Origin of the sequence: Jatrophihabitans lederbergiae (assembly GCF_031845305.1) — a bacterium.
Lineage (GTDB): Bacteria > Actinomycetota > Actinomycetes > Mycobacteriales > Jatrophihabitantaceae > Jatrophihabitans_A > Jatrophihabitans_A lederbergiae.
Window position 1 is genome coordinate 258,256 of record NZ_JAVREH010000001.1, and the last position, 22,803, is coordinate 281,058.

Annotated in this window: 19 protein-coding genes; 15 read left to right on the forward strand and 4 right to left on the reverse strand. The window is 70.9% G+C overall.

The annotated features are described in order from the left end of the window. Positions 1 to 10: 10 nt before the first annotated feature. The 3 genes from coaBC (at position 11) to RM423_RS01230 (ending at position 4,649) form a co-directional block, all read left to right on the forward strand. Positions 11 to 1,258 (forward strand): bifunctional phosphopantothenoylcysteine decarboxylase/phosphopantothenate--cysteine ligase CoaBC, encoded by a 1,248-nt coding sequence (gene coaBC / locus RM423_RS01220; protein WP_311421164.1) that lies wholly within the window; start codon positions 11 to 13, stop codon positions 1,256 to 1,258. Between the two features lie 33 nt (positions 1,259 to 1,291). After that, positions 1,292 to 2,494: a methionine adenosyltransferase gene (gene metK, locus RM423_RS01225; RefSeq protein WP_311421165.1), complete on the forward strand. Its 1,203-nt coding sequence runs from the start codon at positions 1,292 to 1,294 to the stop codon at positions 2,492 to 2,494. A gap of 127 nt (positions 2,495 to 2,621) precedes the next feature. Beyond that, positions 2,622 to 4,649 carry a primosomal protein N' gene (locus tag RM423_RS01230; RefSeq protein ID WP_311421166.1) on the forward strand — a complete coding sequence of 676 codons (2,028 nt, stop codon included), beginning with the start codon at positions 2,622 to 2,624 and terminating at the stop codon, positions 4,647 to 4,649. Positions 4,650 to 4,761: 112 nt separating this feature from the next. On the opposite strand, the gene RM423_RS01235 is transcribed toward RM423_RS01230, so the two are convergent. Beyond that, the gene (locus RM423_RS01235; protein ID WP_311421167.1) at positions 4,762 to 6,645 is read right to left on the reverse strand and encodes an MFS transporter; all 1,884 of its coding nucleotides are present in this window, start codon (positions 6,643 to 6,645) and stop codon (positions 4,762 to 4,764) included. Between the two features lie 118 nt (positions 6,646 to 6,763). On the opposite strand from RM423_RS01235, the gene def reads away from it, so the two are divergent. The 9 genes from def (at position 6,764) to RM423_RS01280 (ending at position 14,682) form a co-directional block, all read left to right on the forward strand. Further along, positions 6,764 to 7,339: a peptide deformylase gene (gene def / locus RM423_RS01240; RefSeq protein ID WP_311421168.1), complete on the forward strand. Its 576-nt coding sequence runs from the start codon at positions 6,764 to 6,766 to the stop codon at positions 7,337 to 7,339. Beyond that, positions 7,336 to 8,310, forward strand: a complete 975-nt coding sequence (gene fmt / locus RM423_RS01245) for a methionyl-tRNA formyltransferase (RefSeq protein ID WP_311421169.1) — start codon at positions 7,336 to 7,338, stop codon at positions 8,308 to 8,310. Before def ends, fmt begins: the two co-directional genes overlap by 4 nt. Further along, complete coding sequence (locus RM423_RS01250; RefSeq protein WP_311421170.1) at positions 8,310 to 9,668, forward strand: RsmB/NOP family class I SAM-dependent RNA methyltransferase; 1,359 nt, start codon at positions 8,310 to 8,312, stop codon at positions 9,666 to 9,668. The genes fmt and RM423_RS01250 overlap by 1 nt, the downstream gene beginning before the upstream one ends. Before the next feature lie 80 nt (positions 9,669 to 9,748). Beyond that, positions 9,749 to 10,429 (forward strand): ribulose-phosphate 3-epimerase, encoded by a 681-nt coding sequence (gene rpe / locus RM423_RS01255; RefSeq protein ID WP_396327551.1) that lies wholly within the window; start codon positions 9,749 to 9,751, stop codon positions 10,427 to 10,429. Positions 10,430 to 10,443: 14 nt separating this feature from the next. Beyond that, positions 10,444 to 11,505: a bifunctional diaminohydroxyphosphoribosylaminopyrimidine deaminase/5-amino-6-(5-phosphoribosylamino)uracil reductase RibD gene (gene ribD / locus RM423_RS01260; RefSeq protein WP_311421172.1), complete on the forward strand. Its 1,062-nt coding sequence runs from the start codon at positions 10,444 to 10,446 to the stop codon at positions 11,503 to 11,505. A gap of 2 nt (positions 11,506 to 11,507) precedes the next feature. Continuing rightward, positions 11,508 to 12,167: a riboflavin synthase gene (locus RM423_RS01265; RefSeq protein ID WP_311421173.1), complete on the forward strand. Its 660-nt coding sequence runs from the start codon at positions 11,508 to 11,510 to the stop codon at positions 12,165 to 12,167. Beyond that, positions 12,160 to 13,509, forward strand: a complete 1,350-nt coding sequence (locus RM423_RS01270; RefSeq protein WP_311421174.1) for a bifunctional 3,4-dihydroxy-2-butanone-4-phosphate synthase/GTP cyclohydrolase II — start codon at positions 12,160 to 12,162, stop codon at positions 13,507 to 13,509. Before RM423_RS01265 ends, RM423_RS01270 begins: the two co-directional genes overlap by 8 nt. Then, entirely contained in the window at positions 13,506 to 13,997 is a 492-nt protein-coding gene (ribH, locus tag RM423_RS01275) for a 6,7-dimethyl-8-ribityllumazine synthase (protein ID WP_311421175.1), read from the forward strand. The genes RM423_RS01270 and ribH overlap by 4 nt, the downstream gene beginning before the upstream one ends. Positions 13,998 to 14,010: 13 nt before the next feature. Further along, a complete protein-coding gene (locus tag RM423_RS01280) occupies positions 14,011 to 14,682 on the forward strand; it encodes a nucleotidyltransferase family protein (RefSeq protein ID WP_311421217.1) in 672 nt (223 codons plus the stop codon). A 23-nt stretch (positions 14,683 to 14,705) separates the two neighbouring features. Here the strand turns inward: RM423_RS01280 and RM423_RS01285 are convergent, their stop codons facing one another. Genes RM423_RS01285 through RM423_RS01295 form a run of 3 tightly spaced genes read right to left on the reverse strand, consistent with a single transcriptional unit; the run spans position 14,706 to position 18,549 of the window. Then, complete coding sequence (locus tag RM423_RS01285; protein ID WP_311421176.1) at positions 14,706 to 16,127, reverse strand: YlbE family protein; 1,422 nt, start codon at positions 16,125 to 16,127, stop codon at positions 14,706 to 14,708. Beyond that, positions 16,124 to 17,683 carry a hypothetical protein gene (locus RM423_RS01290; protein ID WP_311421177.1) on the reverse strand — a complete coding sequence of 520 codons (1,560 nt, stop codon included), beginning with the start codon at positions 17,681 to 17,683 and terminating at the stop codon, positions 16,124 to 16,126. The genes RM423_RS01285 and RM423_RS01290 overlap by 4 nt, the downstream gene beginning before the upstream one ends. Then, positions 17,680 to 18,549: an oxamate carbamoyltransferase subunit AllH family protein gene (locus RM423_RS01295; RefSeq protein WP_311421178.1), complete on the reverse strand. Its 870-nt coding sequence runs from the start codon at positions 18,547 to 18,549 to the stop codon at positions 17,680 to 17,682. Before RM423_RS01295 ends, RM423_RS01290 begins: the two co-directional genes overlap by 4 nt. 53 nt (positions 18,550 to 18,602) lie before the next feature. Here RM423_RS01295 and RM423_RS01300 point away from each other — a divergent pair, with 53 nt between their 5' ends. The 3 genes from RM423_RS01300 to RM423_RS01310 all read left to right on the forward strand — a co-directional run bounded on the left by RM423_RS01300 (position 18,603) and on the right by RM423_RS01310 (position 22,798). Continuing rightward, positions 18,603 to 20,327 carry a PucR family transcriptional regulator gene (locus tag RM423_RS01300; protein WP_311421179.1) on the forward strand — a complete coding sequence of 575 codons (1,725 nt, stop codon included), beginning with the start codon at positions 18,603 to 18,605 and terminating at the stop codon, positions 20,325 to 20,327. Between the two features lie 195 nt (positions 20,328 to 20,522). Further along, on the forward strand, positions 20,523 to 21,929 hold the full coding sequence (locus RM423_RS01305) for a uracil-xanthine permease family protein (RefSeq protein WP_396327552.1): 1,407 nt from the start codon (positions 20,523 to 20,525) through the stop codon (positions 21,927 to 21,929). Beyond that, a complete protein-coding gene (locus RM423_RS01310) occupies positions 21,926 to 22,798 on the forward strand; it encodes an FAD binding domain-containing protein (RefSeq protein ID WP_311421181.1) in 873 nt (290 codons plus the stop codon). Before RM423_RS01305 ends, RM423_RS01310 begins: the two co-directional genes overlap by 4 nt. Positions 22,799 to 22,803 lie beyond the last annotated feature (5 nt).

Here is a 22,803-nt window from a genome sequence, read left to right on the forward strand (position 1 = left end):
GTCAGGTTCGATGCCCGAGGTACCGGCGTTGCCGGCCGTCCGGCGAATCGTCCTCGGCGTCGCCGGCGGCATCGCTGCCTACAAGGTCGCCGACCTGCTCCGCAAGCTCACCGAGGCCGGCCACGATGTCACGGTGGTCCCCACCGCGTCCGCGTTGAAGTTCGTCGGTGCGCCGACCTGGGCCGCCCTGTCGCACAATCCGGTCGCGACCGATGTCTGGACCGCAGCCGAGGACGTGCCGCACGTGCAGCTCGGCCGCCGGGCAGACCTTGTGCTCGTCGCGCCGGCCACCGCTGACCTGCTCGCCAAGGCCGCTTCTGGTTTCGCCGACGATCTGCTGACCAACACCCTGCTGACCGCGCGCTGCCCGGTGCTGTTCGCGCCGGCCATGCACACCGAGATGTGGCAGCACCCCGCCACGGTAGAGAACGTGGCGACCCTGCGCCGCCGTGGCGCCGTGGTGGTGGAGCCGGCTTCCGGCCGGCTGACCGGATCCGACACCGGTCAGGGGCGGCTGCCCGAGCCGGCCGAGATCGCGCGGCTCGCCGAGCTGCTGCTTCGCCGCCCCGACGCGCTATCGCCTGACCTCATCGGCCGACGCGTTCTCATCACTGCCGGTGGCACCCGTGAGCCGCTGGATCCGGTGCGCTTTCTCGGCAACCGCTCATCGGGCAGGCAAGGCTTCGATCTCGCGACTGTGGCCGCGGCACGGGGTGCCCGGGTCACTCTGGTGGCCGCCAATGTCGATCTTCCGCCGCCGGCCGGCACAGAGGTTCTCCGGGTGTCGAGCACCGAGGAGCTTCGGGAGGCGACGCACGGCGCGGCCAAGGACGCCGAGGTCGTCATCATGGCCGCCGCCGTCGCCGACTTCCGCCCGCTCACCCGCGCCCGAAGCAAGATAAAGAAGTCCGACGCGGCGCCGACCGCGATCGAGCTGGTCCGCAATCCCGATGTGCTCGCCGAACTCGTGGCAGGACGAGCCACCGGCCAGCTCAACACGGCGGTGATCGTCGGCTTCGCCGCCGAGACCGGTGACGAGGACGGCGACGTCCTCACGCACGGCCGCGCCAAGCTCGCCCGTAAGGGGTGTGACCTGCTCGTGGTCAACGCCGTGGGCGAGGGCAAGGCCTTCGGCCAACCGGACAACGCCGGTGTCCTGCTCGGCGCCGACGGCTCCGAGGTCCAGATCCCCCTCGGGCCCAAAATGGTGCTCGCCGCCGCCGTGTGCGATGCGGTCGCGGGCCTACTTCCTCGTTAGACTCAGTTCGCCATCACACCTCTAGGAGCATTCGTGAGCCGTCGCCTCTTTACCTCGGAATCAGTGACCGAGGGGCACCCCGACAAGATCGCCGACCAGATCTCGGACGGCATCCTCGACGCGTTGCTGAGCCAGGACCCCGCCAGCCGCGTCGCGGTCGAGACCCTCATCACCACCGGGCAGGTGCACATCGCGGGTGAGGTCACCACCGGCGCCTACGCCGACATCCCCGCGATCGTCCGCAAGACCATCCTGGGCATCGGCTACGACTCCTCGCGCAAGGGCTTCGACGGCGAGTCCTGCGGCGTCAGCGTCTCCATCGGCGCGCAGTCCGCGGACATCGCGCAGGGCGTGGACACCTCCTACGAGGCGCGCGTCGAGCACGCCGACGAGGCCGAGGACGCCATCGCGTCCCAGGGTGCCGGCGACCAGGGCCTGATGTTCGGCTATGCCTGTGACGACACCCCCGAACTGATGCCGCTGCCGATCTGGCTGGCGCACCGGCTGTCGGAGAAGCTGACCGAGGTCCGCAAGAACGGCACGGTTCCCTACCTGCGTCCCGACGGCAAGACCCAGGTCACCATCGAGTACGTCGACGACAAGGCCGTCCGGCTGGACACCGTCGTCGTGTCGAGCCAGCACGCGGAGGACATCGACCTCGACACCCTGCTCAAGCCCGACATCGAGGAGCACGTCGTCAAGCCGGTGCTCGAGGGCCTGTCCATCGACACCTCGGACTACCGCCTGCTGGTCAACCCGACCGGCCGCTTCGTGACCGGTGGCCCGATGGGTGACGCCGGCCTGACCGGCCGAAAGATCATCGTCGACACCTACGGCGGCATGGCGCGCCACGGTGGCGGAGCCTTCTCGGGCAAGGACCCGTCGAAGGTGGACCGCTCGGCCGCGTACGCGCTGCGCTGGGTCGCCAAGAATGTGGTCGCGGCCAAGCTCGCGACCCGTGTCGAGGTGCAGGTCGCGTACGCGATCGGCAAGGCTGAGCCGGTCGGGCTGTTCGTCGAGACCTTCGGCACCGAGACGGTTCCCGTGGACAAGATCATCGACGCGATCAACGAGACGTTCGACCTGCGGCCGGGTGCGATCATCCGCGATCTGGACCTGAAGCGGCCGATCTACCAGAACACCGCCGCCTACGGTCACTTCGGCCGGGAGGACGCCGACTTCACCTGGGAGCGCACCGACCGCGCCGACCAGCTCGCGAAGCTTGCCAATAGCTGATCGCACTCGATTACCAGCGGGGTCGGGCTCTTCGGAGTCCGGCCCCGCTGTGCTGTGCGGCTGAGCTGGTTCGGGCTGAGCTGAATCGGATACCGGAACAGTCGGTGCCGGCTGGTAGGCATATCCCGTGAGCACGACGCAGGCCAACCCGACCGGACGGGCACGAGTGACCCGGCCCGCCGGTTCGCCGCGCCGTGACCGGCACCCCGCGGACACGCTGCCGGTCGCCCGGGTGATGGTCGACTCTCCGCTGCCGCACCTGGACCGGCCCTTCGACTATCTCATTCCCGCGGAGTTGGCAGACGTCGTCGTGCCCGGCTCACGGGTTCGGGTCCGCTTCGCCGGGCGCCTTCTCGACGCCTGGGTGCTGCGGCGGCTCGAAGCCAGCGAGCACGACGGCAGGCTGGCCTACCTGGAGCGGGGTGTCGGTGACGAGCCGGTGCTGACGCCCGAGACCACAGAGCTGTTCCACGCAGTCGCACACCGCTGGGCCGGCACCTTCGCCGACGTGCTTCGCTTGGGAGTGCCGCCCCGGCATGCCCGCGCCGAAGCAGCCGTGTCCGCCCAGCCGTCCCCCCTGCCCACGCCGCCGGACACCTCGCGCTGGGCTCGTTACCGTGCCGGCGCGGCGTTTTTGACCGCCGTCTCGAACGGCCGTGCCGCTAGAGCGGTATGGAATGCCACGCCGGACGAGGACTGGGCCGCCCGGATCGCCGAGGCCGTGCAGGCGGCCCTTGCCGCAGGCCATGGCGCGCTGGTGGTCACTCCGGATGCCCGGGACGCCCGCCGGGTGGACGAGGCGCTCACCGCCCTGCTGCCGAAGGGCGCGCATGTGACGCTCACCGCGGACCTGGGACCCGAGGCACGCTACCGGCGCTGGCTGGCCGTCCGCCGTGGCGCGGTCAAGGCGGTGGTCGGCAACCGCGCCGCGGTGCTGGCGCCGGTGGCCGACCTGGGGCTGATCGTGGTCTGGGACGACGGCGACAACCTGCATGCCGAGCCCCGCGCGCCCTATCCGCACGCCCGTGACGTCGCCGTGCTCCGGTCGGCGATGGGCGGCGTGCCGCTGCTGGTCGGCGGGTTCGCCCGGACCGCCGAATCGGCGCTGTTGGTGGAATCCGGCTGGGCCCAGCCCATCGTCGCCGACCGCGCGGTGCTGCGCGCCGCTACGCCCCGCATCGTCGCCCTGGGCGATGACGTCGAACTGGAGCGTGACCCGGCGGCACGCTCGGCGCGGCTGCCGGCCCTGGCCTTCCGGACGGCCCGGGCCGCACTCACCGCCGACCGTCCGGTGCTGGTGCAGGTGCCCAGGCGCGGTTATCAACCGAGCCTGGCATGTGCCCGCGACCGCAGTCCGGCCCGCTGCGAGCACTGCCACGGCCCGCTCGCCGCGGCGGCCCGGCAGGCCGTGCCCACCTGCCGCTGGTGTGGACGCCTCGCGGTCGACTGGCACTGCCCGCTGTGCCAGGGCACCCAGCTGCGGGCCAGTGTGGTGGGGTCGAGTCGGACCGCCGAAGAACTCGGACGCGCGTTCCCCGGTGTGGTCACCCGCACCAGCGCCGGGGACGCGGTCCTCACCGATATCCCGGCCGGACCCTCTGTGGTGGTCGCCACGCCTGGGGCCGAACCCAGCGTGCCCGGTGGCTACGGTGCGGCGTTGCTGCTGGACGGCTGGTCGCTGCTGTCCCGACCGGACCTGCGGGCGGCCGAAGAGGCCCTGCGCCGGTGGGCGAACGCCGTGTCGCTGGTCGCTCCGGACGGGACCGTGATCGTGGGCGCCGACGAGTCCCTGCCCGTCGTACAGGCCCTGGTCCGGTGGGATCCGGCCGGCTATGCCGAGCGGGAGCTGGCCGACCGCCGCGAGCTGGACTTTCCGCCGGTGTCCCGGCTCGCCTCGCTCACCGGCGCCCCTGCCGACATCGCCGAGCTGCTGTCGCTGGCCCAGCTGCCGGCCTCCGCCGAGGAGCTGGGCTCGGTTCCGGTGCAGCCGGCCCGGGGTCCGGAGCCGGTCGAGCAGCTCCGCAGCCTGATCCGGGTTCCCCGTCGCGACGGCATCGCCCTAGCGGAGGCGCTACACGCGGCCGCTGCGATCCGGTCGGCGAAGAAATCGGGCTCCGCCGTCCGGGTCGCCCTCGATCCGCTGGAGCTCTTCTAGCAGCGCCCGAGGTTGGTATGCCGTCCGGCCGCCATGGCGGCTCAGGGATATACCAACCCCGCCGGGACGGGGCGGCGCCGTGCATACGGGGGCCGCGCTCATGACAGCGGGGCTAGCGGTCGGAGACCCCGCCGTGGTCGGCCAGCGCCTCCTCGAAGGCAACGTCCTGATCCGGGATGCCGTCCAGCGCGGCAGCCTCACGGGCCAGCGCCACCCCGGCACTCTCGTGGCTCGGGGCGTCAGCATCCACGGCATCGGCATCCACGGCATCGGCATCCACGGCATCGGCATCCACGGCGTCGACTGCAACCATGCCCGTCTCGCCGTGCACGAACCGCTCACCGCGCATCAGCGAGGCGACGGCCGCGATCAGCAGCATGACGATCGACACGCCGAACGCGATGGCCAGGCCGTGCCGGAACGGGTCGGCGATGAGGTGCGGAAAGAACGAGCGTCCGGTGAGGGTGGCCACGTCCACGCCCGAGCCCGGCTGCAACTGCTGGGGATCGACCTGCTCCACGAGCGCCTTGATCGGGTTGTCGCCGAGGAACGCCGCGAACAGGGTGCCGACCGGGGGAGTGTGCGAAATGGTGTGCGCCGCGTCCGGGCTGATGCCGAGCCGGGTCAGGCCGGCGTACATCGAGTCGGGGAGCCGAGCCGCCAGCCCGACCGCCATCAGGGTGAAGAACCCGCCCATGGACAGCACCATGCCGGCGTTCATCCCGGTCGCCCGGACACCCGAGGCGGCACCGCGCTCGTGCGCCGGCACGGAGTTCATGATCGCGGCGGAGTTGGGCGCCGCGAGCAGCCCCATGCCGATGCCGTTCAGGGCCAGCAACGTCGCGAAGATCAGGTAGTTGAAGTCGGCGGAAATGGCCATCAGCCCGCCGAAGGTGGCGGCCGTGAGCAACAGCCCGCCGGTGGAGAACGCCCGCGCGCCGAACCGGTCGGACAGCGCGCCGGAGGCCGGTCCAGCCACGAGGAAGCCGATGGTCAGTGGCAGCATGTAAATGCCGGCCCACAGCGGAGTGCTGGCGAAGTCGTAGCCGTGCAGCGGCAGCCAGATTCCCTGCAGCCAGATGATCAGCATGAACTGCAGGCCACCGCGGGCCATCGAGGACAGGAAGTTGACCGTTTGGCCCGCGGCGAACGCCCGGATCCGGAACAGCTTGAGGTCCATCATCGGGTCGCTGACGCGGGTCTCGATGATGCCGAAGGCGAGAAGTAGCACCACGCCGCCGATCAGACCGGTGAGCACCTTGGGCGACGTCCAGCCCATGGTGTGTCCGCCGTAGGGCTGCAGGCCGTACGTGATGGCCACCAGAATCCCGATCAGGCCGATACCGAACGTCAGGTTGCCCCACCAGTCGATCGCAGTCTTGACGCGGTTGTCGCGCGGCTTGTCACGCAGGGTGCGGTAGCCCATCCAGGTGCCCCAGATGCCGATCGGGACGCTCACCCAGAAGACCGCGCGCCAGTGCCACTCCGACAGCAGGCCGCCGACCACCAGGCCGGCGAAGGACCCGCCGATGCCCGCGACCTGGTTGACGCCGAGGGCGAAGCCGCGGCGGTCGGGAGGAAAGGCGTCGGTGATGATGGCGGTGGAGTTGGCGGTCAGCATGGCGCCGCCGACGCCCTGGACGACCCGCAGCGCGATCAGCTCCAGCGCTCCCGCCGACCCGGTGTTGGGCACCAGGGCGCACAGCACGGAGGCGACCGTGAACACCAGGAATCCCAGGTTGAACAGCTTGGCCCGACCGTACTGGTCGCCCAGGCGGCCGAAGGTCACCACGAGCACGGCCGTCACCAGCAGATAGCCCATCAGCATCCACAGCAGGTAGGAGATGTTGGCGGGGGCGAGCGGGTTGAGCCCGAGACCCTCGAAGATCGCCGGCAGCGAGATCAACAGGATCGAGGAGTTCAAGGTGGCGGCGAGGATGCCGACCGTGGTGACGGACAGCGCGATGCGCCGGTCGTGCGCGGCAGTTGTGGACACAGTGATTCCCTTCTTCGTTAGCCAGACTAACTACTACCGGGACTGCGTGGCAATCCGGTAACGCGCGCGTTGCGCCGTGGCTGCCCCGCCCACGCGAAGGGTCCATAGACTGGGCCTCGTGACCGTGCAGCCCATCCGCCTCTTCGGCGATCCCGTCCTCCGTACGCCTGCCGAACCGGTGACAGTGTTCGACAAGGAGCTCCGCCGGCTGGTGGACGACATGACCGAGACCATGATCGACGCGCCGGGTGCGGGCCTCGCGGCTCCGCAGGTCGGCGTCGGGCTGCGGGTGTTCACGTACCGGGTGTCGGAGGAGGAGCAGGGTCACCTGATCAACCCGGTGCTGCACTTTCCGTCCGAGGAGACCCAGGACGGACCCGAGGGCTGCCTTTCCATTCCGGGCCTGTTCTGGGACTGCCGCCGGCTCGAACATGTGGTTGCGCACGGGCAGAATTACTACGGCGACCCGATCACCGTCGTCGGCACCGCCAAGCTGTCGCGCGCCATCCAGCACGAGGTCGACCACCTCGACGGCGTGCTGTTCATCGACCGGCTCGACCCGGAGACCCGCAAGGCGGCGCTCGCCGAGATCCGCAACGCCGAATGGGCCGGCCTCACTCCGCCGGTCGTCAAACTCAGCCCGCACGCCGGGATCTTCGCGCCGGGATCGGCCGGCCGAGGCTCGACCGCGTGAGACTGCTCTTCGCGGGCACCCCGGCAGCGGCGGTGCCCTCGCTACGCGCGTTGCTGGAGCACCCCGGCCACGAGGTCGTCGCGGTGCTGACCCGTCCGGACGCCCCGTCCGGACGCGGTCGGCGGCTCGTCCGGTCACCGGTGGCCGAGCTGGCCCAGTCCGCGGGCGTCGAGGTCCTGACGCCGGCCCGCCCCTCCGAGCCCGAGTTCCTGGACCGGCTCCGCGAGCTCGACGTCGATTGCGCCCCGGTAGTGGCCTACGGAGCGCTGCTGCGCGAGCCGGCGCTGAGCCTGCCCCGGCGCGGCTGGGTCAACCTGCACTTCTCGCTGCTGCCGGCCTGGCGCGGTGCGGCCCCGGTCCAGCACGCGCTGCTGCACGGCGACGACAGCACCGGTGCCAGCACCTTTCTGATCGGGCCCGGGCTGGACGACGGCCCGGTGTTCGGCGTGATGACCGAGCTGATCCGGCCGCGGGACACCAGCGGCGACCTGCTCGAGCGGCTGTCCCAGGGCGGTGCCGCGCTGCTGGCCGCCACCCTGGACGGCATCGCCGACGGCTCGCTGCGCCCGCAACCGCAGTCCCCGGACGGCGTGTCCCTCGCACCGAAGCTGAGCACTGCCGACGCCGAGATTCGCTTCGACCAGCCGGCGCTGGCCATCGACCGGCGAATCCGGGCCGGCACCCCCGCACCCGGCGCGTGGACCGCCTTCGGAGACGAGCGGCTCAAGCTCGGCCCGGTGACGCCAGTTGATTCCGAAAGTGCCCTGCCGGCGGGGGACCTGCGGATCACCAAGCGCTCGGTGCTGGTCGGCACCGCCACCGTCCCGGTCGAGCTCGGCACCGTCCAGCCGGCGGGCAAGAAGCCGATGCCGGCCGCGGACTGGGCTCGCGGCCTGCGCCTGAGCTCCGGCGACATCTTGGCACACGGCGGCGCCCACACCGCCGTTTCCACCGAGGCGGGGAACCGTTGATGGACAAGCCCCGCACCGTGGCCTTCACCGTCCTGCAGGCGGTGTCCAAGGACGACGCGTACGCCAACCTGACGCTGCCCAACCAGCTCGGCGCCGCCGGGCTCACCGGCCGGGACGCGGCGCTGGCCACCGAGCTGAGCTACGGCTGTCTGCGCGCATCCGGCACCCTGGACGAGGTTCTGCGCCGGTGCTCGACCCGGCCGCTGCCCGACATCGAGATCGCGGTGCTGAACCTGCTGCGCCTGGGCGCGTACCAGTTGCTGCGAACCCGGATTCCCACGCACGCCGCGGTGGCCACCACCGTCGACCTGGCACGCTCGACCGGCAACACTCGGGCGGCCGGTTTCGTCAACGCCGTCCTGCGCAAGGTCGCCGCGCGCGACTTCGACACCTGGTGTGCCGAGATCACCGAGGGTGCCTCCGCGCTGGGACAGCTTGCTGTGCGCCACAGCCACCCCGGCTGGATCGTCGGGGCGTTCACGGACGTGTTGGGCGATGACCCGGCCGAGATCGAGGCGGCCCTGTCAGCCGACGACGCCCGTCCGGAGACGCACCTGGTGGCGTGGCCCGGGCGGATCGAACGGGACGAGCTGGTGGCCCAGTCCGGCGGCACGCCCGGCCCGTACTCGCCGTACGCGGTGCGCCTCACCGAGGGCGGCGAGCCGGCGGCACTGCCCGCGATCAAGGGGCGTCAGGCAGGGGTACAGGACGAGGGCAGCCAACTCTGCGCGCTGGCGCTGGCCGCCCTGCCGCTGTCCGGGCCGGACGAGCGGTGGCTGGACCTCTGCGCGGGCCCCGGCGGCAAGGCCGCGCTGCTCGCGGCGCTGGCAACGGACCGCGGCGCGCACCTCACCGCCCAGGAGCTGCACCCGCACCGCGCCGAGCTGATCACCCGCGCGACCGAGGGCTGGGACGTCGACGTCCGGGTCGGCGATGCACGCAAGCTGCAGCCGGACGAGCGAGGCTATGACCGGGTGCTGCTGGACGCGCCGTGCACCGGCCTCGGGGCGCTGCGACGGCGGCCGGAAGCCCGCTGGCGGCGTACCCCCGACGATCTCGCCGACCTCGTTCCGCTGCAGGACGAGCTGCTCGCTGCGGCGCTGCGGCTCGTCCGGCCGGGCGGCGTGGTCGCCTACGTGACGTGCTCGCCGCACCTGGCCGAGACCGAGGACCACATCACCCGCGCGCTGCAGGCCGATGACACCCTCGAGCTGCTGGACGCCCGGCCGGCCTTCAACACGGTGTGCGGACTGCCCGACTCGGCTACCGTCCAGCTCTGGCCGCACCGGCACGGCACCGACGCGATGTTCTTCGCGGCCCTGCGCCGAGGGACGCCGGCGAGCAGCTGGGCGCACTGAGGAATCCCTCTCCAGCCGCCGGTGGGCGGCGCACACCGCGCGCCTAGACTCGCCACGTGCCAGCATCAGCCCCGGAGCCCATGATCGCACCGAGCATCCTGTCGGCCGACTTCGCACACCTCGGTGCCGCGGCCGATGCCGTCTCACGCGCGGACTGGCTGCATGTCGACGTGATGGACAACCACTTCGTGCCCAACCTGACGCTGGGCCTGCCGGTGGTGCGGAGCCTGCGGCAGGCGACGGACCTGCCGCTGGACTGCCACCTGATGATCGACGACCCGGACCGGTGGGCCGTCGGTTACGCCGAGGTCGGCGCCGCGAACGTCACCTTCCATGTCGAGGCCGCCGCCGATCCGGTCGGGACGGCGCGGGCCATCCGCTCGGCCGGCGCCTTCGCCGGGCTGGCGGTCAAGCCGGGCACCCCACTGGCGCCCTATCTCGACGTCCTGAAGGAGTTCGACACGCTCCTGGTGATGTCGGTGGAACCCGGTTTCGGCGGGCAGACATTCATGGCGGAGGTGCTGCCCAAGGTGCGGCTGGCGCGTCAGCACGTCAACGCGGGACACCTGCGGCTGTTCATCGAGATCGACGGCGGCATCTCAGCCGACACCATCGAGCAGGCCGCGGAGGCCGGCGTCGACGTCTTCGTCGCGGGCTCAGCGGTCTTCGGTGCGGCGGACCCCGGCGCGGCCGTCAGCCACCTCCGGGAGCTCGCCCGGGACGGGATGGCCCGCTCCGCGCACGCGGCCGGCCGGCTGTGACCGATGCCGGCGCGGTGGCCGACACCGAGCTGGCGGCCATGCGGCACGCGGCGCGCCTGGCCCGCGTCGTGCTCGGACGGACCAGTCCCAACCCGCCGGTGGCCGCGGTCATCCTGGACCCTGCCGGCCACATCGTCGGCGAGGGCGCGACCCGGCCACCCGGCGAGGAGCACGCCGAGGTGCTGGCGCTGCGGGCGGCCGGGGACCGCGCGGGCGGCGGCACCGCGGTGGTCACGCTGGAGCCGTGTAACCACACCGGCCGGACCGGTCCCTGCACCGAGGCGCTGATCGCGGCCGGCGTCGCCCGGGTGGTCTACGCGGTGGACGATCCGAATCCCGTTGCCGCGGGCGGGGCGCAACGGCTACGCAACGCCGGCCTGCAGGTCGTCGCGGGGGTGCTGCGGGACGAGGTCGCCGACGGGGCGCTGCGGGCCTGGCTGCACGGGGTGGCCCAGGCGCGGCCACTGGTGACCTGGAAGTTCGCGAGCACCTTGGACGGCCGGACCGCCGCCGCCGACGGTAGCTCTCGCTGGGTCACCAACCAGGTGTCGCGCGCGGACGTACACGCGCTGCGCGACACCGTGGATGCCGTGCTGGTAGGCAGCGGAACGGTGCTCGCCGATGACCCGCAGCTGACCGTGCGCCAGGTCGGCGGCGTCGCGGACGGTGAGCTCGCGGCCCGCCAGCCGCTGCGGGTGGTGCTGGACCGGCGTGGCCGGGTGCCGCGTACCGCCCGGGTGTTCGACGGCGCCGCCGAGACGCTGGTGCTGGACACCGCCGTGCCACGCTTCGCCCTCAAGGCGCTCTTCGACCGCGGCGTGCGGCACGTCCTGCTCGAGGGCGGCGCGACCCTGGCCGGCGCGTTCCTGGAGGCGCGGCTGATCGACGACGTGGTCGGCTACGTGGCGCCGAAGCTGCTCGGGGACGGGACGGGTGTGCTCCGCGACGCGGGAATAACCACCATGGCCGAAGCCGTCTTCCTTTCGGTGGTCGACGTGGCCCGGCTGGGCGACGATGTCAAGATCACCGGCCGCCCCGTGTGGGCGGACTCCGGCAACGTACGTCGAGAGGACTAGACATGTTCACCGGCATCATCGAAGAGGTGGGCGAGGTCGTCGAGCTCTCGACAGGGGGCGATTCGGCCGTGCTGCGGATCCGGGCCGGCGTGGTCGGCGAGGACGTCACGCACGGTGCCTCCATCTCGGTAAACGGCGTCTGCCTCACCGTGGTCGGCCAGCGTCCGGCGGAGACCAACCTGCTGGAACTGGACTTCGATGTGATGGGCGAGACACTCCAGCGCAGTGTCATCGGGGCGCTGGCGCCCGGACACCGGGTGAACCTGGAGCGCGCCGCCCGCATCGACAGCAGGCTGGACGGCCATATCGTCCAGGGCCACGTCGACGGCACCGGCGAACTGCTGGTCCGCACGCCCGCACAAGAGTGGGAATCGCTACGTTTTGCCCTGCCGGCTTCGCTTTCACGTTACGTTGCCGAGAAGGGCTCGATCGCGGTCGACGGCGTGTCGCTGACGGTGTCGGCGGTGAGCGAGCCTGACGACGACGGGCCGGCCTGGTTCGAGGTCGGCCTGATTCCCGAGACGCTGCGCGCCACCAATCTCGGAGCGAAGAAAGTGGGTGAGCCCGTGAACCTCGAGGTGGACGTGCTCGCCAAATACACCGAACGCCTGCTGGCCTCCAGCGGGCGCACCACAAGAAACGGCGGGGCCGCACATGCTTGATCCGATCGACAAGGCGATCGCCGAGATCGCCGCCGGGCGGGCGGTCGTCGTGGTGGACGACGAGGATCGCGAGAACGAGGGCGACCTCATCTTCGCGGCCGAGCTGGCCACCCCGGAGCTGGTGGCCTTCATGGTCCGCTACACCTCCGGCTACATCTGTGTCCCGATCACCGACGACGAGGCGGACCGGCTGGACCTGCCGCCGATGTTCCACACCAACCAGGACAAACGCGGAACCGCGTACACGGTGACCGTCGATGCGCGTGAAGGCGTCAGCACCGGCATCTCGGCCGCCGACCGTTCCCGCACGATCCGGCTGCTGGCTGATCCCTCGACGACGTCGGTGGACCTGACCCGTCCCGGCCACATCGTGCCGCTGCGGGCCAAGGAGGGCGGGGTGCTGCGGCGTCCCGGCCACACCGAGGCCGCGGTGGACCTTGCCGTGCTGGCGGGCTTGCAGCCCGCCGGCGTGCTCTGCGAGCTCGTCAGCGAGACCGATCCGTCGGGCATGGCGCGCTCGCCGGAGCTCCGCGAGTTCGCCGACGAGCACGGGCTCACGATGATCTCGATCGCCGACCTGATCGCCTATCGCCGGCGCTTCGAGAAGCTGGTCAACCGTGAGGCCAGCGCCCGGGTTCCGCTGCGCTACGGCGAGTTCATCGCGCACGGCTACTCGTCCTCCTACGACGACCGGGAGCACGTCGCCTTCGTCTTCGGTGAGATCGGCGACGGCGAGGACGTCCTCGTCCGGGTGCACTCCGAGTGCCTGACCGGCGATGTGTTCGGCTCGCTCCGCTGTGACTGTGGCCCGCAACTGGACGCCGCGCTGGCGGCGGTGGCTCGCGAGGGCCGCGGCGTGGTGCTGTACATGCGCGGTCACGAGGGCCGGGGCATCGGGCTGATGCACAAGCTGCAGGCCTACCAGCTCCAGGACGCGGGTCGCGACACCATCGACGCCAACCTCGACCTCGGCCTGCCCGCCGACGCGCGCGACTACGGCACCGGAGCGCAGATCCTGGTCGACCTCGGGGTCCGGACGATGCGGCTGCTCACCAACAACCCGGCCAAGCGCGCGGGTCTGGAGGGCTACGGGCTGTCGGTGACCGGTCAAGTGCGGTTGCCTACCCACTCCAACCCGGAGAACCTCCGATACCTGCGGACCAAGAAGGATCGGATGGGCCACGAGCTGGACCTCGAGGACGAGTTGCTGGGGCCGGAGGCCGTTGCCGCGGAGCTCGACGAGGTCGCGCGGAAACTGAACCCGGCCGCCGAGTTCGATGGGGGCGCCGGGAAACTGAACCCGGCCGCCGCGCTCGACCAGGTCGCCGGGGAGCAGGTGTGAGCGGGCACGGTGCGCCGGAGACCGGCGCGGTCGAGGGTGCGGCGGGGCTGAAGGTCGTCATTGTCGCCGCGCGCTGGCACATCCAGGTGATGGACGGATTGCTCGCGGGCGCCCAGCGCGCTCTCGCCGATTCCGGAGTGACGGACGTGACCGTGCTGCGGGTGGCCGGGACATACGAGCTGCCGGTGGCGGCCAGCCGGGTCGCTGCCGCGGGGGTGGACGCGATCGTCGCTCTGGGCGTGGTGATCCGTGGTGGCACGCCGCACTTCGAGTACGTGTGCGGGGCGGCGACCGACGGCCTGACCCAGGTGTCGGTCCGCACCGGCATTCCGGTCGGCTTCGGGGTGCTCACCTGCGATGACGACCAGCAGGCATTGGACCGGTCGGGGTTGCCTGGCTCGAAAGAGGACAAGGGGTACGAGGCGGCGCAGGCCGCGCTGGCCACCGCCGTGGCGCTGGCGGACTACCCGCGCCCGGCTGCTTCCTAGCGCGGTGAGCCCGATGCCGACGGCCGGTGGTTGTTCGGGCGTGATCGGGATCGTGCTCGCGGCGGGCGCGGGCCGCCGGCTCGGGCAGCCGAAGGCCGAGATCATGGTGGCTGGCGAGCGGCTGGTCGACCGGGCGGTGCGCACCCTGCGTGCGGGCGGGTGTGCCGAGGTGCTGGCGGTGGTGCGCTCGGCCGAGCTGGTGGTGCCCGGGGCGCGAACGGTCGTCAATCCCGATCCGGATGCCGGCATGGGATCGTCGCTGCGGTGCGGCCTGGACGCGGCCCCTTCCGGCGCGGCGGCCGGACCGGGTGGTGCTGATGTTCCTGAGGGTGCCGGCGGCCCGGATGCTCCCTTCGATGCCGCGCTTCCGGACGCGTGCCTGATCACGCTGGTCGATCTGTACGACGTCGAAGCCGCCGAGGTGGCCTCGGTGCTGGACGCCTTTCGCGCCGGTGCCGGCATTGTCGCGGTCCGGCGCGCGGGACAGCGCTCGCATCCGGTGCTCGTCTCGCGTCGCTGGTATGCGGCACTGGCCGCGTCCGCGGTCGGCGATCAGGGCGGTCGCTCCTTCTTCGCCGATCGGGTTGCCGACACCGTGTTCGTCGATGTGCCGGATTCCATCAGCGACATCGATACCCCGCAGGACCTCCGGCAGGCTCGTCGAAGGGCCGCGCAGCGCGGGTGATCCCGGCCACCGGCCGGGCGCCACTAGCGCGCCGTGCCGGTCTGAGCCGCCGCATCCTCCGCTCGCCGGGCAAGCGCGGACAGCGCCTTCGGAAATATCTCGGCGGGTGGAGTGACCAGTCCCGCACCGACCTGCCCCACTCCTGCCTGCTTGCCCGCCATGCCGGTGTTGATCTGCGGCAGGATGCCGGTGCGCACCACCTTGGTGACATCGATACCGGTCGGCGCGCCGCGGAAGTCGAGCACCGGTATCGCGTACATAGGATGCTCGCCGACGGTGATCTCATACATCCGCCGGGACGCCGCCAGCGCGTCTGACACCTCGCCGCCCACGAAGCGCACGATCGCCGGAGCGGCCGCCATCGAGAAGCCGCCCAGGCCGGCCGTCTCGGTGATGGCCGAGTCACCGATGTCGGGGTTGGCGTCCTCGGGGCCGTAGTCGCCGAGGAAGAGCCCGTGCGCGACCTGAGCCGGTCCGGTGAACCACCGGTCCCCGGTACCTGCCACCTGGATGCCGAAGTCCGTCCCATTGCGCGCCATCGCGACCACCACGGTTGAGCCGTCGATGCCGCGGGCTGCGTCGAGCGTCAACTTGCAGGCCGGCATCGCCAGGTTGAGAAAGAAGTGGTCGTTGCCCGAGACAAAGCGCGCAACCTCGGCAACGTCGGCGGAAGGCGCCCCGGACTCGATCAGGTCCGGAAGCAGATCGCGCAGCAGCATCAGGGTGCCGGCCCGGTTGCGGTTGTGGGCCTCGTCGCCCATCTGCAGCATCTGCGCCAGGATGGCCTTGAGGTCGATGGGGCCATGCCGACGCACCGCGCGCTGCAACAGCGGCCCGAGCACCTCGCTCATCCATCGTAGCCGGATCAGCACGTCGGGGGAGTAGGCGCCGTAGCGCAGCACCTTGCCCAGGCCCTCGTTCAGGGTGCAGTACGTGCGACGTCCCGACGCCGGATCTTCCACGACGAACACCCACATCGACGCCGACACCACACCGGCCATCGGGCCGACAGCCGCGTGCGCATGGCAGGTGTCCAGTGAATGCCCGGCTCCGGACTCGAACAACGCGACGGCGGCGTCCGGATCGGCTGCCAGCCCTTCGAGAACGGCCGCGCCCATCAGGGCTCCCCGTAACGGACCGGATGCCCGCGCCCAGTCGATCGGCGGCCCGGCGTGCAGGAAGTCCGATGCTGACAGCCCCAGCGCGGGCCCCGCGGGAACGACGTCGACCAGCAGCGCCTCGGTGGAGCAGATCCGGCGCAGCGCTTCGGCGTTCGCAGCCGCTCGCCGCCGGTCTGCCATCACCGCGGCCAGGTCGGTCTCTGTTCCGGGCAGCGGCGGTTGCCAGTCCACCTCGGTGACCGTCGCACCCTGGGCCGCCGCGGCGTCGGCGAACAGGCCGGCACCCGCGGTGAGCAGGTTCTGGCCGGTCAGCAGCCCGGTCATGATCCGAACCTCTCGATCGGCCGCCCCCGCTGTCGGCCCGAGCCGGAATCCGCAGGCGCCGCAGCGTCCACGCCGGAGCCGGCGCTGGGGGAATCGGCGCTGGGGTCGCTCACGATGAGGCCGACCGAATGGCGTGCCGCGGCCGCGTTGGAGGTGAACACCGACGCACCGGCGGAGTGCAGCCGCTGTGCCGAGGTTTGCAGATCCTGCGGATCGCGTCGCGCGCCGATCAGGCTCACCACCACCGGAACCCGCGTGCCCTGAAGGATCGGCAGCAGCTCCGCCACCGGGTCGGGATGGGAGCCATGGCCCAGCACCACGTCCAGCAGCACGACGGCCGTGAGCGGATCGGACAGCGACTCACGCAGCCGCTCGGTGCGCAGCGACGGGTCGATCATGGGATGGGCGCGGCCCTGGGTCAGTGCGTCGTCGCCGAAGTCGATCATCACGTGCCCGGGGTGGCGCAGCGATGCGTCGAGGGACCAGTCCGGTCGCAGCGCAATGTTGGAGCGGACCTCGCCGAATCGGTCGGTGGCTATCAGCATCGCCTCGTCACACAGCGTGCCGCCGCAGAACAGACCGCGCAGGAAGCCGAACCGGGGCTCGGCGGGTGCCACCCAGGCCGGCCAGTCGGTACCGGTGCGGCCGAGTCGGGTCAGCACTGCTTCGGTTGAGGCAGTGAGGTCAGGCCGGCCGGGACCGAGCAGGGCGAACAGCACCGGGGTGTCCAGTTCAGCCGCCACCGACCGAATCCGCTCGGCGACCACGTCCGCCGGCGGCTTCGACACGACCAGGATGAGTTGGGTGCCGGGATCGGCGTCGAGCAGCCGCATCGCCGCCACGGTGGACCGGCCGGCGACCGCCTCGGACAGGTCCCGGCCACCCACGCCGAGCGCCGCGCTCACCCCCACTCCGGCCGCGTCGAGCAGGCACAGCACCTGTTGCGCTCCGGTGCCCGAAGCGGCGACGATGCCGACCGGCCCGTGGTCCACGGTGTGCGAGAAGCCGAGACCGATGCCGCCGACGACGGCGGTTCCGCAGTCGGGGCCCATGACCAGCTGACCCCGTTCGGCGGCAAGGTCCTTCAGGGCGATCTCGTGCTCGACGCTGACATTGTCCGAGAACACCATCACGTCGCAGCCGGCATCGAGGGCGTCGACCGCCTCGGTGAACGCGTGCTGGCCGGGCAGCGAGATCAGTGCCAGCGACGGCCCCGCCAGAGCGGCGGCGGCACCGAGAGTGCGCGGCGGAGCAACGGTGGCCGAGCCGCCACCGGCCGTACGCCGGGGCGCGTCGAGTAATTGGGCAGCCAGCGCCGCGGCGGCCGCCGCGGTGGCCTCGTCCGTCGCCCGTACGGCAATGACGAGCTCGTTGGGGGATTCCGTCCGGGGTGCCGCAAAGCCCATACCGGCCAGCACATCGAGGTTGAGCTCGGTCGCCATGGCGACCAGCGCGGTCAGCACGCCCGTGGATTGCCCGACCTCGCGGCTGACCTGCATCAGCGTCACCGAGTCGGCGTACATCCCACGTCGAACCGATACGTGTTCCGCTGTCACCAATACGTCCCCTCAACTGCGTTACCTGGCGAACCAGCCGCGTTACCTGACGAACCAGCCATGGCGAGTACGCCCATCGCGAGCGCCGCGCCCGAGCTGTGCCCGATTGCCGCCAGTCTGGCGCATGCCGCCGACAGAATGCCGGAATCTGTTCCGCAGACCGCCTTGCCCAACGCCGAGACCTCGGCGAGTCCGTGTCCCGCCACCGCACTCAACAGCAATTGCCGCGACAGGCTGGTGGTCGCGCGCGGCCGAGCGGCGAGGGCGCCGAGCACGGCGTGTCTCAACACTTCGATCGGCCGATCGAACAGGACGCCACCGGCCAGCGCGCCACACAGCACGTCGTCTCCGGCGGGCGTCAGTCCGAGGCCCCGGCCGAGCAGGGCGCCCACCGCTTCGGCGGTGCTCTGAAGATTCCCGGCGTGCGCCAGCCGGCGTGCCAGTGCCGGATCGATCTCGGTCGCGGCCAGCATGCGCACGGCTTCCGCTACCTGCCCGGGGACCGGAATGCCGACGGGTATCAGGCCCGAGGGGCGCAGCCGCCTGATCACCACGTCGAGCGTGCCCACGCAGCCACTCACCCGCAGCATCCCGCCCGCCGCCCGCGCCGGGCCGGTGTAGCGGTCCAGCGGCAGCGACCGGCTGGATCCCGGAACCGTCACGCCGATCGGCAGCTGGACCGCATCGCCGGCAAGCAGCGCGAGCACCGCGCCGGAGGCCGTACCCAGGTACAACGCGGTCGGAAACGCCCCGAGCACGGTCAGCGGCCCGGCGGTGCGGTGCAGCTCGTCCCGGGCGAACTCGGTTGCGGTACCGGAAAGCCGGATCGGGCTACTCGGGCAATGTCGAACGACGATGGACGCCAACTCCTTCGAAGAATCTCTCGCTGCAAGTAAATGAGGTGCGTTAACGTCTGCCGATGGTCACACTTGCCAACGATCCGGCTTCAAACGTGCGGGATCTGCCAGAGCCGCTCGCCGAGGGACTGAGCGTGCGTGACCTTCTTGCCCAGCCCGGGCTTGCCGGGGCGACCGTGCTTGCCGGCCGAGCGGGGCTGGACCGGATCGTCCGCGGTGCCAACGTCATGGAGGTGCCCGACATCCTGCCGTGGGTCAAGGCGGACGAACTGCTGCTGACCACCGGCTTTCCGCTCACGCGCGCCGCGGATACCGATGCCGGCTCGGGTGCGCGGCTGCTGGACCTCCTTCCCGAGCTGGACCGGATCGGCCTGTCCGCGCTGGCCATCAAACTCGGCCGCTACCTCAGCGCGGTTCCGGAGCCGGTTCTCCGGCTCGCCGACCAGCTCGGGTTTCCGCTGCTGCGGCTGGCCGATGACGCCGCCTTCGACGAGGTGCTGTCCGGCATGTTCGGGGTGTTGCTCCGCCAGCAGAACGAGGTGCTCGCCCAGGCGGATGCGCTGCACCAGGCCATCTCGGCCATCGTGCTCGGTGGTGGCGGATTGCCCCAGATTGCCAGGGAGGTGTCGCGGCTGCTGGACTGCGTGGTGCTGATCACCACGCCGGACGGGCGGGTACTCGCCGACGAGGGGCATGAGCCGCACCGGTCGGCGATCCGCGAGCTCGACGTGTTCGATGCCAGCGGCAGGCTGCGGACCGAACGCCTGCGGATCGGCGTGCACCCAGTGCCGGGCGGCGTCCGGGCGGCGTCCGGTTCGGCGGGAATGAGCGCGATCGTGGCGGGCGGTGTGGATCACGGCCGGATCGTGGCGTACCGGCTCGGTGCCGGGCTGCTGCCGGGCAGCATGCAGGCCTTGGAACGGGTCGCCATCGTCGCCGCCCTGACCATCACCAAGGAGCTCGCGGTGGCGGCGGTCGAGGGCAAGTTCCGCGGTGATTACCTGCGTGATGTCCTGACCGGCCTGCTGCCCGCCGATGACCAGGTGGTGGAGCACTGCCGCTCGCTGGGGTGGGAGATCAACCGTCCGATGGTGGTGGTGGTCGCCGAACTGGACCCGGCGGAGGTCAGCCAGCGTGCCGGCGGAGCCGTCTCGGGAGTGCAGCGCTCGCAACACGAGAGGTTCGCCTCGGCATGGCAACAGGTCCTGCGGGCTCACGACAAGACCGCTCCGGTGGTGGCGTTCAGTCGCGAGGTCGTCGCCCTGTTGCCGGTTCGCTCAGCCGATTCCGCCGCGGCTGTCGACGGGGTCGTCGCCGCCGTGTCGGGTGACCGGGGCGGCGGCCGGCACTCGTTCTGCGCCGGCGTGTCGCGGCTGGTCTCAGCGCCTGCGGACATCGCCGCCGGCTACGCCCAAGCCCGCAAGGCGGTCCAGGTCGGGCGGCGGGTGCACGGCCATGGCAGCGTCTCGCATTTCGACTCGCTCGGCGTTCACCGGTTGCTGTCGCTCGTTCCCGACGCCGCCGAGCTGAAGTCCTTCGCGGCCGACGTACTGGCCGACCTGGCCGCGGACAGCCCCGACGCCGCCGACCTGCGCGCCACCCTGCAGACCCTGCTCGACACGAACCTCAACGTCGCCGAGACCGCGCGGCTGCTGCACTTTCACTACAACACGCTCCGCTACCGGATCGGCAAGCTCGAGCGGATCGTCGGACCCTTCACGACCGATCCGCACCTGCGCCTGGATGTGGCGCTCGCCCTGCAGGTCGTGCAGATGCGAGGTATCTGATGCCGTCCCGGTCCCATAACGGACGAGAATGTCAGAGCGGTTACCTACGCTGTGCCCAGTGCCACAGAGTTGCGGCGGATCTTTCGTCAACAGTTCACCGTGTAGTCGCGCGGTCCGGGTCAATAGCGTGCGGCCACACGACCATGAACGAGCGCGGCGTGCACGCGCTCGTCTCGTTCCGATAGCTGGGAGGCCCTGGTGGCAACTGCTGGGTGGAAGCTCGTCTACGGCGGTAAGACCCCTCCGCCGGGTGCGGTCGTCCGGCCGCAGGAGCGGTTGTCCTGGGCGCGAATGGGGGGCCTGGGAGCCCAGCACGTCGTGGCGATGTTCGGCGCGACGTTCGTGTTTCCGGCGATCATGGGACTCAACCCGAATCTCGCGGTACTCATGTCGGGTATCGCGACGATCATCTTCCTTCTGATCGTCAAAGGAAAAGTACCGTCCTATCTCGGCACCTCCGCCGCCTTCGTGGCATCCGTGGCGGCGATCCGGCAACAGGGCGGTGATTCGGCCGATGTCACCGGCGCCATTCTGGTCGCGGGCCTCATCCTGGTGGCGATCGGCGTGCTGGTCCACTTCGGTGGCAGCCACCTCGTCCGGGCGATCCTGCCGCCGGCGGTGACCGGAGCGGTGGTCATGCTGATCGGCTTCAACCTCGCCACGGTGGCGACCACGACCTACTTCCCGGCCGAGCAGTGGATCGGCCTGCTCACCACCGCCTTCGTCATCGTCACCGCGGTGTTGCTTCGCGGGTTCATCAGCCGGATCGCGATCTTCCTGGCGCTGGTCTTCGGCTACCTGATCTCGTGGCTGGCCGACCAGATCAGGCTGCTGCATCAGTGCACGGCGGGCAAGTGCGTCGACGTGCATCGCATCGACTGGAGCGGGGTGCGCAGCGCGCATTGGATCGGCGTGCCGAAGGACATCATCAGTCCCACGTTCGGCCCGCTGACCGGGCCACATCTGCCCGCGTTCCACATCACCTTCATCCTGCTGGTCATCCCGTCGGTGATCGCGCTGCTGGCCGAGAACTCCGGCCACGTCAAGGCGGTTTCCGAGATGACCGGTGATGACCTGGACCCCTACCTCGGCCGTGCCTTCATCGGTGACGGCATCGGCACGGCGCTGGCCTCGTTCGTCGGCGGATCGCCGACCACCACCTACGCCGAGAACATCGGGGTGATGGCGGCGACCCGCATCTACTCGACGCTGGCCTACTACATAGCGGCGGTGGTCGCGATCCTCTTCGGTTTCTGCCCCAAGTTCGGTGCGGTGGTGGCGGCCACTCCGGGTGGTGTTCTGGGCGGCATCACGCTGGTGCTCTACGGGATGATCGGGCTGCTCGGCGCCAAGATCTGGATCGAGAACCGGATCGACTTCGCCAATCCCATCAACCTCGTGCCGCTTGCCGCCGGAATCATCGCGGGGATCGGCAATCTGAACATCAAATTCAGTGACAGCTTCTCCATCAGCGGCATCGCGGCGGGCACGCTGATCGTGCTGATCGGCTACCACCTCGTGCATATCCTTGGTCCGAGGCTGGGCACCGTCCCGGCCGCCGACACGGTCGCCGAGCCGACGAGGACGGTCCAGCAAAGGTGAAACCTCCAGCGTTCGAGTACAGCCGGCCGGAGTCTGTCGTCGAGGCAGTCACCCTGCTGGCGGAGCTCGGCCCGGACGGCAAGGTGCTGGCCGGCGGTCAGAGCCTGATTCCGCTGCTGTCGATGCGGCTCGCGACTCCGGCACACCTCCTCGACATCAATCGGATCGCCGAGCTGGACTATGTGCGCTGCGACGGGGGCGGCGTCCGGGCGGGCGCCCTCGCGCGGCACGCCGGGGTGGAGCGCGATGCGGGAGCCCGGTCCACCCAGCCCCTGCTGTCGCAGGCGCTCAGGATGGTCGCGCATCCCACCATTCGCAACCGCGGGACGACCCTGGGCAGCATCGTGCACGCCGACCCCGCCGGTGAGATGCCCACCGTGCTCTGCCTGCTCGGCGGCTCCGTCACCGTCGCCGCGGTGTCGGGCCGGCGGATCATCCGTGCCGAGGACTTCTTCCTGGGACCGCTGGAGTCGGCGCTGCGCCCCGACGAGTTGGCGATCGAGGTTTTCTTCCCCGCACTGAGCCGACTGTCGGGCACCGCTTTCGAAGAGATCTCGCGGCGCCACGGCGACTACGCCATGTGCGGAGTGGGCGCGCTGGTGTGTCTGGACGAGGATCTGCGGATCACCTCCGCCAGGGCGGGGTACCTCTCGATCGCGGGGACTCCGCTGGTGCTGGACCTCACCGAGGCGGTACGAGGGCGAACCTTCGACGGGGACCTTTCCGGGGCCGTCGAGCTGGCCAGGACGGCAGTGGACCCGGCGGCCGACATCCATGCCAGCGCGGACTACCGGCGGCAGCTGGCGGCCGTGCTGACCCACCGCACCCTGTGCAGCGCCGCCCGGACAGCGGCGGGGGTCAGCGCGTGACCGAG

Coding starts and splice junctions, on each gene's coding strand:
- RM423_RS01280 (WP_311421217.1), top strand. CDS start 14,011: ATGCCGACGGCCGGTGGTTGTTCGGGCGTGATCGGGATCGTGCTCGCG.
- rpe (WP_396327551.1), top strand. CDS start 9,749: ATGATCGCACCGAGCATCCTGTCGGCCGACTTCGCACACCTCGGTGCC.
- RM423_RS01265 (WP_311421173.1), top strand. CDS start 11,508: ATGTTCACCGGCATCATCGAAGAGGTGGGCGAGGTCGTCGAGCTCTCG.
- coaBC (WP_311421164.1), top strand. CDS start 11: ATGCCCGAGGTACCGGCGTTGCCGGCCGTCCGGCGAATCGTCCTCGGC.
- RM423_RS01270 (WP_311421174.1), top strand. CDS start 12,160: ATGCTTGATCCGATCGACAAGGCGATCGCCGAGATCGCCGCCGGGCGG.
- RM423_RS01285 (WP_311421176.1), bottom strand. CDS start 16,127: ATGACCGGGCTGCTGACCGGCCAGAACCTGCTCACCGCGGGTGCCGGC.
- RM423_RS01250 (WP_311421170.1), top strand. CDS start 8,310: ATGGACAAGCCCCGCACCGTGGCCTTCACCGTCCTGCAGGCGGTGTCC.
- RM423_RS01300 (WP_311421179.1), top strand. CDS start 18,603: ATGGTCACACTTGCCAACGATCCGGCTTCAAACGTGCGGGATCTGCCA.